Source organism: Paraburkholderia sp. BL23I1N1 (assembly GCF_003610295.1).
Taxonomy (GTDB): Bacteria; Pseudomonadota; Gammaproteobacteria; order Burkholderiales; family Burkholderiaceae; genus Paraburkholderia.
This window is the reverse complement of the sequence record NZ_RAPV01000001.1, coordinates 3,461,102-3,474,213: the sequence shown is the minus strand read 5'-3', so window position 1 is coordinate 3,474,213 and position 13,112 is coordinate 3,461,102. Positions and strand designations below refer to the sequence as shown.

Sequence of the window (13,112 nt, the reverse complement as noted above, 5' to 3'; positions counted from 1 at the left end):
TCCAACCTTTGCCTGAGGAGCGCCGCATGCTGAAACCTGACATCGACAGCCTGGTCCCGCACGTTCCCTTCAATCGCCGTACCTTTATCAAGGCCGCACTCGGCACCGGATTCGCCGCAGCCGTGCTGCCGGTGTCGGCGCAAACCATCCATACCGATAGCGACGGTCTTGAAGCCGGCGAGATCGGCGTGCGTTCGGGCGATACGCTCGTGCCGGCCTATCGCGCGCAGCCGAAGGGCAAGACGCATCTGCCGGTGATCATCGTGATCCATGAGGCGTTCGGCGTGCACGAGCATATTGCCGACGTGTGCCGGCGCTTTGCCAAGCTCGGATATCTGGCGATCGCACCGGACCTGTTCGTCCGCGAGGGCGATCCGATGATGCTGCCGACCATCCAGCAGATCAGCAATCAGATTCTCAGCAAGGTGCCGGACGAGCAGGCGCTGGACGACCTCGACGCTACCGTCGCATGGGCGGGCGAGCACGGCGGCGACCTGAACCGGCTGGGCGTGAATGGCTTTTGCTGGGGCGGGCGGATTGCGTGGCTGTACGCGGAGCACAATCCGCGGCTCAAGACCGCGGTCGCCTGGTACGGACGCGTGAGCGGAGATCACAGCGCGACCACGCCCGCGAACCCGCTCGATCGTGTTGGCGATCTGCATGCGCCGGTGTTGGGGTTATACGGGCGGCAGGATCAAAGCATTCCGCAAGACACGCTTGCGCAGATGAAGCAGGCCATCGCGCAGGGTCCTCAAGCGGGCCGCGGCTCACAATTCGTCGTGTACGACGATGCAGGCCACGCGTTTTTCGCCGACTACCGGCCGAGTTACAAAAAGGCCGATGCCGAGGACGGCTGGCGGCGGGCGCTGCTCTGGTTCAAGCAGCACGGGGTCGCTTAGGGATTCGGACCCGTTGCAACCGGCCGCTTCGGATCGGAACTCCATTCGCTCCACGATCCCGCATAGAGCGCCGCGCCATGCATGCCGGCGACCTCCATCGCGAGCGCGTTCACGCATGCTGTCACACCCGAGCCACATTGCAGGACGACGTGTTCCGGTGACGTGTCGCCCAGCAATGCGCGGAACTCCTCACGCAGCGTGTGCGCCGGTTTGTAGCGGCCGTCGGCCGTGAGGTTGTCTTTGAAGAACCGGTTGAGCGCGCCAGGAATATGGCCGCCGACGCGATCCAGCGTTTCGTTCTCGCCGCGATAGCGATCGTTCGCGCGCGCATCGACCACGACGCGTTCTTTCGTGCCGAGATTGCGCTCGACGGTCTGCGCGTCGACGGTGACGGAAAGCGGTGCGCCCGCTTTGAAGTCGCCCGTGTTCTGCGCCGGTGCGTCTTGCGTCAACGGGTGGCCGGCGGCCTGCCAGGCTTGCAATCCACCGTCGAGCAGCGCAACCGCGTCATGGCCGAGCCAACGCAGCAGCCACCACGCGCGCGCGGCGTACATGCCGCCCTGTGCGTCATAGGCGACAACCTGCTGACCCTGCTTGAGCCCGCGAGACTCCAGTGTCTCCACTAGCCGCGCGCGGTCCGGCAGCGGGTGGCGGCCATTGAGGCCGTTCTTTGGCCCTGACAGATCGCGATCGAGGTGCAGATAATGCGCGCCCGGCAAATGCCCGGCCAGATAGGCTTTCTCGCCCGCCTCGGTGTCGGCCAGATCGAAACGGCAATCAATGACGAACACGCTGCCCGGCGCGGCGGTTAGCCGTTCCGCGAGGTTGGTCGCGGAGATGAGAGTGGTGTAGTGAGTGTGCGGCATGACGTCTCCGGTCCCATGCAAGATGGTTGTAAAGCGGGCGATTGCGGCGCTTGCCCGGCGGCTTGGCGCCGTTAGCGAATGGCCGAACGATACTGATAGTCTAAACAAAAAAAGACGGGCCGAAGCCCGTCTTTCCATGCTTTGATGCGCTTTGAGCAAAGGTCGGCTCAAACGCCGGTCAATGCGGAGCGCGCGGATCAGATTGCGCCGAGTTCGCGCCGCAAGAATTCATGGAAGTGCTGCATGCCGTCTTCCATCGGACTTTGATACGGGCCGACCTGGGATTCGCCGCGTTGCATCAGCGCGCGGCGGCCTGCGTCCATGCGCTCGGCGATCTCGTCGTCTTCGCGGGCCGTTTCCATATAGGCGGCGCGCTCTGCCTCGACGAACTCGCGTTCGAACAGCGCGATTTCCTCAGGGTAATAGAACTCCACCACATTGGTGGTTTTCTGCGGACCGCGCGGAATCAACCACGACACGACCAGCACGTGCGGATACCACTCGATCATGATGCCGGGGTAGTACACCATCCAGATCGCGCCGAAATCGGGCGGATTGCCGCCGCGGAAGCGCAGAACCTCGTCGTGCCATTTACGGTACGTAGGGCTGCCTGGCTGCTCCAGATCCTTGTGGACGCCCACCGTCTGCACGCTGTACCACTCGCCGAATTCCCACGTCAGGTCGTCGCAATTGACGAAGCTGCCGAGGCCCGGATGGAACGGCGCGACGTGGTAGTCCTCCAGATAGACCTCGATAAAGGTCTTCCAGTTGTAGTTGCACTCGTGCACTTCGACGTGATCGAACATGAAGCCCGAAAAATCGAAATGTTGCTTGGTGCCGAGGCGCGCCAGATCCCGTGCGACGTCGCGCCCCTGCGCTTCGAACAGCAGGCCTTGCCAGTTCTGCAGCGGCGTGGCGCCGAGATTCAGGCAAGGGTTATCCGCAAAATGAGGCGCACCGAGGAGCTGGCCGTTCAGGTCGTACGTCCAGCGGTGCAGGGGGCAGACGATGTTCTCCGTCTGGCCGCGGCCGTTGAGCATGATGGCTTGCCGGTGGCGGCACACGTTCGACAGCAGCTCGACTTGCGACTGCTGGTTACGGACGAGCACACGCCCTTCGCTCTCGCTCGGCAAAGCAAAATAATTCCCCGCTTCGGGCACCATGAGATCGTGGCCGATGTAGCGAGGACCTTTCTTGAAAAGGGTTTCGATTTCGCGCGTTAGAAGCGCTTCGTCAAAGTAAGCCGTGACTGGCAGCTGGCTGTGGACAGACCGCAACTGCAATGCATTGCTCAGATTGGACATTCCCACTCCCGTGAAGACGTGAAAGCAGTGAACAACCCAACCATCGATAGATTCGATTTAGGGAGCCCGCGATTATACCCGATTCCCCTTCCTTGGGGCGCTTAAGTGCCTGATTTGGGTCAAAAATGTCAAGGAAGTTCAAGGTTTTCGCCGCAGACCAATCGTTTTTTTTCTGCGAGACTGAGGGCCGGACACGGAGGGCAATAGCGGGGCCTGGGCTGGCCACCGGATCGGAAATGTCGCTTTTGCCGTAGAATGTCCGACTTGTTTTAATTTTGCGACTATTCATGGCGAAGACCGCGTCGAAAGATACTGCTGCCGCGCCTGCTGAAGGCGTCGATACCCCGCCGCTGCCCGAGAACTACGAGGCGGCCCAGGCCGAGCTGGAGGGGCTGGTTGCGCGCATGGAAGGCGGCAATCTCAGCCTCGAGGAGTCGCTCGCGGCCTACCGGCGCGGTGCGGCTCTTGTGGCGTTTTGCCAGCAGCAGCTCGAGAAGGTCGAGCAGCAGGTGCGCGTGCTCGATGGCGAGACGCTCAAGCCGCTGCCCATGAATACCGCAGGCACAGCCGCTACTGAAAGCGGGGACGACCTATGACATTCGAACAATGGACACGCGCGGTACTCGAACGTGTCGAATCGGCACTAGAACACTATTTGCCCACGGAGACGACCGAGCCGGCCAAACTGCACGAAGCCATGCGCTATGCGGTGCTGGGCGGCGGCAAGCGGGTGCGCCCGCTGCTGTGCCATGCGGCCGGCGAGCTGACCGGCGCGCGCCCCGAGTGCCTCGACGCAGCAGCAGCGGCGCTGGAAATGATCCACGTGTACTCGCTCGTGCACGACGACATGCCCTGCATGGACGACGACGCACTGCGTCGCGGCAAACCCACGGTACACGTCAAGTATGACGAAGCCACCGCACTGCTGGTCGGCGACGCGCTGCAGGCGCAGGCATTCGTCGCGCTGACATCGGACGTGCTGGCGCCGCAGCAGCAGGCATCGCTCGTGCGTGAACTGGCGTTGGCGAGCGGCTCGATCGGCATGTGCGGCGGCCAGGCCATCGATCTCGCGAGCGTCGGCCATACGCTGACGCGCCCGCAACTGGAAACCATGCACCGGATGAAAACCGGCGCCTTGCTGCGTGCTGCGGTGCGCATGGGCGCGCTGGCGGGCGAAACGCCGAATGCGGACGCAATGCGTTCGCTCGACGCGTATGCGGCCGCTGTCGGCCTCGCGTTTCAGGTTGTCGACGATATTCTCGACGTCACGACCGATTCCGCGACGCTTGGCAAAACGGCGGGTAAAGATGCGAAGGACGGTAAGCCGACCTACGTGTCGATTATTGGGCTAGATGCGTCGCGTGCGCTCGCAGCGCAACTGCGCAGCGACGCTCATGCTGCGATTGCGCCGTTTGGCGCGCGTGCGCAGCGTCTTGCCGAATTGGCCGACCTGGTGGTGAACCGGGTTAGCTGAACGCGAAAGCCCGCCGCCGCGCACCTTTTGCTACGGGGTGCATGTATGAAGTGCGGGCGCGTAAGTTTTCCTACAATGGAACGACGATGTACGACTTGCTGAAAACCATCGACGACCCGGCAGCCCTGCGCCGCCTTGATCGCCGCCAATTGCAACCGCTTGCCGACGAGTTGCGTGCTTTTGTGCTCGACAGCGTATCGCAGACGGGCGGCCATCTTTCGTCCAATCTCGGCACGGTCGAGTTGACCATTGCTCTGCACTACGTGTTCGATACGCCACGCGACCGGATCGTGTGGGACGTCGGCCATCAAACGTATCCGCACAAGATCCTGACCGGCCGCCGCGACAAGATGCACACGCTGCGTCAGCTCGGCGGCATCTCGGGCTTTCCGAAGCGCGACGAGTCGGAATACGACACCTTCGGCACCGCGCACTCCAGCACCTCGATCTCGGCCGCGCTCGGCATGGCGGTCGCGAGCAAGCTGCAGGGCGAAAATCGCATGGGCATCGCCGTGATCGGCGACGGCGCGATGACGGCCGGCATGGCCTTCGAGGCGATGAACAACGCAGGCGTTGAAGACGACGTGCCGCTGCTGGTCATCCTCAACGACAACGACATGTCGATTTCGCCGCCGGTCGGCGCGCTGAATCGCCATCTGGCGCGCCTGATGTCGGGCCGCTTCTATGCTGCCGCGCGTGCGGGCGTCGAACGCGTGCTGCGCGTCGCGCCGCCTATGCTCGATCTGGCGCGCAAGCTCGAAGAGCACGCGAAGGGCATGATCGTGCCGGCCACGCTCTTCGAAGAGTTCGGTTTCAACTACATCGGCCCGATCGACGGTCACGACCTCGATTCGCTGATCCCGACGCTGCAGAACATCAAGGAACTGCGTGGTCCGCAATTCCTGCACGTCGTGACGAAGAAGGGGCAGGGCTACAAGCTGGCTGAAGCCGATCCGGTGCTGTACCACGGCCCGGGCAAGTTCAACCCGGCTGAAGGCATCAAGCCGGCCACCACGCCGTCGAAAAAAACCTACACGCAGGTGTTCGGCGAATGGCTGTGCGACGCGGCGGAACTGGACGCGCGCGTGATCGGTATCACGCCGGCCATGCGTGAAGGCTCGGGCATGGTCGAGTTCGAGAAGCGTTTCCCGGATCGCTACTTCGACGTCGGCATTGCCGAGCAGCACGCCGTGACGTTCGCCGGCGGTCTGGCCGCGGACGGCATGAAGCCGGTGGTCGCGATCTACTCGACCTTCCTGCAACGCGCGTATGACCAGCTGATCCACGACGTCGCGCTGCAAAACCTGCCGGTGGTGTTCGCCATCGACCGTGCGGGTCTGGTCGGCGCGGACGGCGCCACGCATGCGGGCGCTTACGATCTGGCGTTTATGCGCTGCATTCCGAACATGACCGTGATGGCGCCATCGGACGAAAACGAATGTCGTCAGATGCTGTACACGGCGTTGCAACAGCCGAATCCGACGGCGGTGCGCTATCCGCGCGGCGCCGGCACTGGCGTGGCAACCGTCAAGCAGATGACCGCACTGCCGCTTGGCAAGGGCGAGATCCGTCGCGAAACCGCGCAACCGGCCGGCAAGCGGATTGCGATTCTGGCGTTCGGCACGATGGTTGCGCCGTCGCTGGCCGCTGCTGAGCAACTGGACGCCACAGTGGCGAACATGCGCTTCGTGAAGCCGCTGGACGCCGAGCTGGTTCGTCAACTGGCCGAAACGCACGACGCCGTCGTCACGGTCGAAGAAGGCTGTGTGATGGGCGGCGCGGGTTCGGCTTGCGTCGAAGCCCTGCTTGAAAGTGGGGTTATGCGGCCCGTACTACAATTGGGTCTTCCGGATCGCTTCATCGATCATGGAGATCCGGCCAAGCTGCTCGCCGCGTGTGGTCTCGACGCCGCAGGCATCGCCAAGTCGATTCGCGAACGCTTTCTTTCGAGCGGCGCGGTCGCCGGTCAATCCTCGGTGAAGCGCGTCGCTTAACGGCGTCGATTAGCTGCGTCGATTGACGGAGTCGTTCAGCCGCTCTGCCGTGCGCTGTGCCGCGGCTATGGCGGTCATAGCAATCTCCAACTTGAATCGATGGACCTTCGGGTCCATCATCCAACGCCGGCAGGGGCCGGCGTTCGCCGTTGTGCGCCCTGATTCGCACGGCCGCTGAGCGCCCCCCAATCTGTCGCTTTGCGACACTTCCCCAAGGGGCAGTCCCCTAATCCTCCAAGGACTTCCTTCGGGGCGGGGGATTTCCCGCGGAGCGGAAAACGTGGGACGGCCCGGCGTTTTCTTGAAAGGACAAGAATATGAACCAGATGAACCCCGCCTTTGTGATGCCCGACGTGCAGAGCACGCCCGATACGCGTCAGATTCCGATTCAACGAGTCGGCGTCAAGGCAGTGCGTCATCCGTTGACGGTGCGCACGCAAAGCGGCGAAGTGCAGCCTTCTGTGGGCACGTGGAATCTCGACGTACATCTGCCTGCCGATCAGAAGGGCACGCACATGTCTCGCTTCGTTGCGCTGCTTGAAGAGAACAAGGCGCCGCTCGAGGCGGCCACGTTCCGCACCATGCTCGCCGCGATGCTCGAAAAGCTCGAGGCCGAGGCGGGTCGCATCGAAGTGTCGTTCCCGTACTTCATGAATAAGACCGCGCCGGTGTCGGGCGTGCAAAGTCTGCTGGACTACGAAGTAACGTTGGCAGGCGAGACTCGCAACGGCGCGACGCGTTTGTTCCTGAAGGTGCTGGTGCCGGTCACGAGCCTGTGCCCGTGCTCGAAAAAGATTTCGCAGTACGGCGCGCACAACCAGCGTTCGCACGTCACCATCAACGCCGAGCTGGCGGGCGACGTGGCGGTGGAAGAACTGGTTCGTATCGCTGAAGAAGAAGCCTCGTGCGAACTGTGGGGCTTGCTCAAGCGCCCGGATGAGAAGTTCGTCACCGAGCGTGCTTACGAAAACCCGAAGTTCGTCGAAGACCTGGTGCGCGACGTCGCGCAGCGTCTGAATGCGGACGAGCGCATCGTCGCTTATGTGCTTGAAGCTGAGAACTTCGAATCGATTCACAATCACAGCGCGTATGCGGTGATTGAGCGGGATAAGCGGGCGGCGTGATTCGCTTGTCTGACACGACACGGCTCAAATAGAAAAGCCGCTCTTCCGAGCGGCTTTTTTTACGCCATCAGGTCGCGACTCAGCGTGCGAGGGACGTCAGATCCCAGCGCGGCTTCACCGTGAATGCGTAGTCTTTGCACGATTGATCGGGCCAGCGTTGCAATCGCAATGCGCCGGCCAGCGCGATCATTGCGCCGTTGTCCGTGCACAGAGAGAGGTCCGGGTAGTGCACGAAAAAATTGCGTTTCTTCGCCGCGGCGGAAAGTGCCTCCCGCAGTTGCCGGTTCGCACCGACCCCGCCCGCGACCACCAGTCGATTGAGCTTGGTCCGTTTGAGCGCGGCCAGCGATTTCGCCGCCAGCACTTCCACGGCCGCGTCGACGAAACCGCGCGCCAGATCGGCTTTCGCCTGCTCGCAGATATTCGTGCCGCCCAGCTTCTTGGCATGCGTGAGGACCGCGGTCTTCAGGCCGCTGAAGCTGAAATCGAGGTCGCCGGAATGCAGCATCGGGCGCGGCAGGACGACTGCGCCCGGGGTGCCGAATTCAGCCATTCGCGACACTTCCGGGCCGCCCGGATAACCGAGGCCGAGAAGCTTTGCGGTTTTGTCGAAAGCTTCGCCAGCGGCGTCGTCCAGCGTTTCGCCGAGCGTTTCGTAGACGCCCACGTCCGTTACGCGCATCAACTGCGTATGGCCACCTGATACCAGGAGCGCGACGAACGGAAACGGCGGCGGCTCGTCCACCAGCAGCGGCGACAGCAGGTGCCCTTCGAGATGGTGGATGCCGATGGTCGGCTTGTCCCATGCCATGGCTAGCGAATTGGCGACGCTCGCGCCGACCAGCAGCGCGCCCGCGAGGCCTGGGCCCTGCGTATAGGCGATCGCGTCGATGTCGCCGCGCACCGCGCCCGTGCGTTCCATCACCTCTTCGAGCAGCGGCAGCGCGCGCCGGATATGGTCGCGCGACGCCAACTCCGGCACCACGCCGCCGTATTCCCGGTGCATCGCAATTTGCGAATGCAGCGCGTGCGCGAGCAGGCCGCGCTCTGTGTCGTAGAGCGCGAGACCGGTTTCGTCGCAGGAGCTTTCGATGCCGAGAACGAGCATGATGGGCGATTTGAACGGGCGCACGAGTGAAGCCACTCCAGCGCCCAAAAAGTGAAAAGGCGAGCGTTAAAGTATAGCAGCGCGGACAGGGCGCCGCAGACGCGCGGGTACAATGCGGCCCCATGGAATCCTTTGATATCGCAGTGATCGGCGCGGGCGCGGCCGGCATGATGTGCGCGGCCGTGGCCGGGCAACTTGGCCGTCGCGTGGTGCTGATCGACCACTCGCAGCGCCTCGCGGAAAAAATCCGCATTTCCGGCGGCGGCCGGTGCAACTTCACGAATCTGTATGCCGGACCGGCCAACTACCTTTCGGCCAACCCCCATTTCTGCCGCTCGGCGCTGGCGCGCTATACGCCGCGTGACTTCATGGCGCTCCTCAAGCGCCATCACGTGACGTGGCACGAGAAGCATAAGGGGCAGTTGTTTTGCGATCAGTCGAGCGACGCAGTCATCAACGTACTGAAGAACGAATGCGACGCGGGCCGTATTGCATGGCGCACGCCGCTCGCGGTCGAACAGGTGCGCCATGATGCCGAAGGATGGTTCACGCTGGACACCCACTCGGGCCCGATCACGGCCCGCGCGCTCGTGGTGGCGACCGGCGGCCTGTCGATTCCCAAGATTGGCGCCACCGATTTCGCCTACCGCGTCGCCAAGCAATTCGGCCACAAGCTGATCGACACGCGTCCCGCGCTAGTTCCGCTGACCTTCGCGCCGACCGACTGGGAGCCGTTCTCGGCGCTCTCCGGCGTATCGCTCGACGTGCAACTGGCGACCGGCAACAAAAAGACCGGTGCCGAGTTCAACGAAGACCTGCTGCTTACGCACCGCGGCCTGTCGGGCCCGGGCGTGCTGCAGATTTCGAGCTACTGGCAGCCTGGCGAGCCGATTCACATCAATCTGCTGCCCGAGCAGGACGCCACGAGCGCCTTGCTGGAAGCCAAAACCGGCACCAGGCGCCAGATCGCCAATCTGCTCTCGGAATGGGTGCCGCAACGGCTCGCCCATGTCTGGCTGGAAACCCACCAGATTCCCGCCGAAGCGCGCGTGGCCGATCTGCCGGACAAGACGTTGCGCCGCGTCGGCGAGGCATTGTCGCGCTGGACGCTCACCCCGAACGGCACCGAAGGCTACCGCAAGGCCGAAGTCACGCGCGGCGGCATCGATACGCGCGACCTGTCATCGGCGACGATGATGAGCGCCCGGGCGCCCGGTTTGTACTTCATCGGCGAGGCGGTCGACGTGACCGGCTGGCTCGGCGGCTACAATTTCCAATGGGCGTGGGCCTCCGGTGTGGCGGCCGGCCAGGCGGCTGCGGAGTACGTTTTCTAGGGGCTTGACGGCGCATTAGCTTTGTGAGAAAGCTCTGCTATACTCCTGAACCTTTACAAAGTTCCGTTATTGAAAAATGACGATCATCCGCGTAAAAGACAACGAGCCGTTTGAAGTTGCCATGCGGCGCTTCAAGCGCACGATGGAGAAAAACGGGTTGCTGACGGAACTTCGCGCCCGCGAGTTTTACGAAAAGCCTACGGCTGAGCGCAAGCGCAAGAAGGCGGCTGCGGTTAAGCGTCATTTCAAGCGTCTGCGTGGCCAGATGCTGCCAAAGAAGTTCTACTGATTCTGGCGTTGCCGCGGTTCCCGTTGAACGGAGCGGCGACATCCAACGGTGACGGCGCAGCAGGTGCCGTCGCGGAAAACACGGCCCTTCGGGCCAGCCGGCAGGGTCGCATCCACTACGCAAATTCGCGCCAACCCGCTTGAGGAAGCAGTCCCAAGCGGGCGTTTGTGTTGGATGCGGCGTGTTGATACAGGGCTTGGGTGCAGTTAGCCGGCCGTTTTTAAATTTTCAACGCATTCAGGTGAGTGATGAGTCTCAAGGACCAGATCAACGACGATATGAAAGCTGCCATGCGGGCGCGTGAGACCGAACGTCTCGGCACGATCCGTTTGCTGCTCGCCGCGGTCAAGCAGCGCGAAGTCGACGAACGCGTCACCCTGGACGACGCGGCGATCACCGCCGTCATCGACAAGATGATCAAGCAGCGCAAGGACTCGATCAGCCAGTTCGAAGCCGCTGGCCGTACGGATCTCGCCGACAAGGAAAAGGCCGAACTGGCTATCCTGTCCGCCTATATGCCGGCGCAAATGTCCGAAGCGGAGATCGTTGCCGAAGTTCAGGCCGCGGTCGCGCAAACCGGCGCTGCCGGCCCGCAGGACATGGGCAAGGTGATGGGCGTGCTCAAGCCGAAGCTGGCGGGCCGCGCCGACATGACCGCTGTCTCGGCACAAGTCAAAGCCGCGCTCGCGAAGTAACCCCTGTGTTTCCGGTCTGCGCGCGCTGTTGATCGACGGCGCGCGCAGCCTTGAGTTTTTTTAGGTAGCGTCATTCACTGTGATTCCACCGTCATTCCTGCAGGACCTGCTCAACCGCGTCGATATCGTCGACGTGGTCGGCCGGTATGTGCAGTTGAAAAAGGGCGGCGCGAACTTCATGGGGCTGTGCCCGTTTCACAACGAGAAAAGCCCTTCGTTTACGGTTAGTCCGACTAAACAGTTCTATCACTGCTTCGGCTGCGGCGCCCATGGTACGGCGATCGGCTTCCTGATGGAGCACGTCGGCTCCACGTTTCCGGAGGCGGTCAACGAACTCGCGCAGTCGGTCGGGTTGACCGTGCCGAACGAACCTTCGCCGGGCTATGGCGGTGGGGGCGGCGGTGGTTCCGGCGGGTATTCGCCGGCCGCGTCCAAGGTGGTCACCACGGCGCTGTCCGATGTCATGCAAACCGCCTGCGATTTCTACCGCAAGCAGCTGCGCGGCGCGCCGGTCGCGATCCAGTATCTGAAGAAACGCGGCCTGACCGGCGAGATTGCCGCGCGCTTCGGCCTCGGCTATGCACCGGACGGCTGGCAGAACCTCGAGCCCGCGTTCCCCAACTATCGGGACGATTCGCTGGTCGAGTCGGGTCTTGTGATCGTCAGCGAAAAGGCGGATGCACAAGGCCAGAACCGCCGATACGACCGCTTTCGCGAGCGGATCATGTTCCCGATACGCAATGTGAAGGGGCAGGTGATCGGCTTCGGCGGGCGCGTGCTGGACGGCGGTGAACCGAAGTATTTGAATTCGCCGGAAACGCCACTATTTAACAAAGGCAGCGAGCTGTACGGGCTGTTCGAGGCGCGTCTGGCGATTCGCGAACAGCATTACGTGCTGGTGGTCGAAGGCTACATGGACGTGGTCGCGCTGGCCCAATTAGGGTTCCAGAACGCGGTAGCCACGCTCGGCACGGCCTGCACGCCGATTCATGTGCAGAAACTGATGCGCCAGACCGATACGGTCATCTTCAGCTTCGACGGCGATTCGGCGGGCCGCCGCGCGGCGCGCCGGGCGCTGGATGCCTGTCTGCCGCATGCGGCGGACAACCGAACCATCCGGTTCCTGTTTTTGCCGACCGAGCACGATCCGGACAGCTATGTGCGCGAATTCGGCACGGACGCGTTTGCCGAACAGGTCGAGCGCGCCATGCCGCTGTCGCAGTTCATGCTGAACGAGGTGCTGACCGGCAAGGAGCTGGACCAGCCGGAAGGCCGGGCCCGCGCGCTGTTCGACGCGAAACCACTGCTGCAGCAACTGCCGGCCAATGCGCTGCGCGCGCAGATCATGCATATGTTCGCCGACCGGCTCGATGTGCCGTTCGACGAAGTGGCCGCCTTATGCGAAGTCGATGCCCGGATCGCGGCGGCCACCCGATCGGCGCCCGCCCGCAAGGACCGGCGCAGTGTGACCGGGATCGAAGAAAAGACGCTGCGCAATCTGGTGATGTATCCGCGGACGGTGGCGGTGCTCGACGAAGAAGCCGAACAGGCGCTTCTGAGCGTCACGCGGCACGGCGAGTTGTTCGAAGAAGTGACGACGCATGCGCGCGCGCTGGGCGATTCGGCGGAGTTTCAGTTGCTGTCCGACCTATTGCGAAACGGCGCAAATGCCCCAACTTTCGAGGAAATCTTTCGCAAAATTCTAGACTATGATGAAAACGTCCGGGATTTGCTGCTGAAGGACCCGGAGGATGCGACCGTCATCGAGGAGCGGCGCGAGCAGGAACGGATCGTCGGAGAGGAACTGAAGGCGGCGATTCTGAAGATGCGGTACGACGCTTACTGTGATCGTCTCGAGCAGCTTTCGCGGCAATCCCGGCACACGCCGGAGGAGTTTGCGGAGCTGACGGGTCTGAATCAGAAGCGGGCTGAGATGAAGCGCCAGCTCGGGCTGTAAGCGGGATGGCAGGAACCTGGATGCTATAATAAAAGGTTTCTAGCGGTTTGTTTTTTCAATGGTTTTCC

General features: G+C 62.8%; 12 protein-coding genes. 9 read left to right on the top strand and 3 right to left on the bottom strand.

Going from position 1 to position 13,112, the window contains the following annotated elements; genetic code table 11:
- Positions 1-26 precede the first annotated feature (26 nt).
- The gene (locus B0G76_RS16185) at positions 27-899 is read left to right on the top strand and encodes a dienelactone hydrolase family protein (RefSeq protein ID WP_120293507.1); all 873 of its coding nucleotides are present in this window, start codon (positions 27-29) and stop codon (positions 897-899) included.
- Here the strand turns inward: B0G76_RS16185 and B0G76_RS16180 are convergent.
- The gene (locus B0G76_RS16180; RefSeq protein ID WP_120293506.1) at positions 896-1,765 is read right to left on the bottom strand and encodes a sulfurtransferase; all 870 of its coding nucleotides are present in this window, start codon (positions 1,763-1,765) and stop codon (positions 896-898) included. The genes B0G76_RS16185 and B0G76_RS16180 overlap by 4 nt on opposite strands.
- A 197-nt stretch (positions 1,766-1,962) precedes the next feature.
- On the bottom strand, positions 1,963-3,069 hold the full coding sequence (locus tag B0G76_RS16175; RefSeq protein ID WP_120293505.1) for an SRPBCC family protein: 1,107 nt from the start codon (positions 3,067-3,069) through the stop codon (positions 1,963-1,965).
- A gap of 287 nt (positions 3,070-3,356) precedes the next feature.
- Between B0G76_RS16175 and B0G76_RS16170 the strand changes: the two genes are divergently transcribed.
- The 4 genes from B0G76_RS16170 (at position 3,357) to folE2 (ending at position 7,661) form a co-directional block, all read left to right on the top strand.
- On the top strand, positions 3,357-3,665 hold the full coding sequence (locus tag B0G76_RS16170) for an exodeoxyribonuclease VII small subunit (RefSeq protein WP_120293504.1): 309 nt from the start codon (positions 3,357-3,359) through the stop codon (positions 3,663-3,665).
- Positions 3,662-4,543: a polyprenyl synthetase family protein gene (locus B0G76_RS16165; protein WP_120293503.1), complete on the top strand. Its 882-nt coding sequence runs from the start codon at positions 3,662-3,664 to the stop codon at positions 4,541-4,543. Before B0G76_RS16170 ends, B0G76_RS16165 begins: the two co-directional genes overlap by 4 nt.
- Positions 4,544-4,629: 86 nt before the next feature.
- Entirely contained in the window at positions 4,630-6,537 is a 1,908-nt protein-coding gene (dxs, locus tag B0G76_RS16160) for a 1-deoxy-D-xylulose-5-phosphate synthase (RefSeq protein WP_120296432.1), read from the top strand.
- A gap of 317 nt (positions 6,538-6,854) precedes the next feature.
- Positions 6,855-7,661, top strand: a complete 807-nt coding sequence (folE2, locus tag B0G76_RS16155; protein ID WP_120293502.1) for a GTP cyclohydrolase FolE2 — start codon at positions 6,855-6,857, stop codon at positions 7,659-7,661.
- A gap of 79 nt (positions 7,662-7,740) precedes the next feature.
- On the opposite strand, the gene tsaD is transcribed toward folE2, so the two are convergent.
- The gene (gene tsaD / locus B0G76_RS16150; protein WP_120296430.1) at positions 7,741-8,769 is read right to left on the bottom strand and encodes a tRNA (adenosine(37)-N6)-threonylcarbamoyltransferase complex transferase subunit TsaD; all 1,029 of its coding nucleotides are present in this window, start codon (positions 8,767-8,769) and stop codon (positions 7,741-7,743) included.
- Positions 8,770-8,891: 122 nt separating this feature from the next.
- Between tsaD and B0G76_RS16145 the strand changes: the two genes are divergently transcribed.
- The 4 genes from B0G76_RS16145 (at position 8,892) to dnaG (ending at position 13,044) form a co-directional block, all read left to right on the top strand.
- Complete coding sequence (locus B0G76_RS16145) at positions 8,892-10,103, top strand: NAD(P)/FAD-dependent oxidoreductase (protein WP_120293501.1); 1,212 nt, start codon at positions 8,892-8,894, stop codon at positions 10,101-10,103.
- A gap of 76 nt (positions 10,104-10,179) precedes the next feature.
- The gene (gene rpsU, locus B0G76_RS16140) at positions 10,180-10,392 is read left to right on the top strand and encodes a 30S ribosomal protein S21 (RefSeq protein WP_120293500.1); all 213 of its coding nucleotides are present in this window, start codon (positions 10,180-10,182) and stop codon (positions 10,390-10,392) included.
- A gap of 248 nt (positions 10,393-10,640) precedes the next feature.
- On the top strand, positions 10,641-11,087 hold the full coding sequence (locus tag B0G76_RS16135) for a GatB/YqeY domain-containing protein (protein ID WP_028196181.1): 447 nt from the start codon (positions 10,641-10,643) through the stop codon (positions 11,085-11,087).
- A gap of 79 nt (positions 11,088-11,166) precedes the next feature.
- A complete protein-coding gene (gene dnaG / locus B0G76_RS16130; protein ID WP_120293499.1) occupies positions 11,167-13,044 on the top strand; it encodes a DNA primase in 1,878 nt (625 codons plus the stop codon).
- Positions 13,045-13,112: the final 68 nt, after the last annotated feature.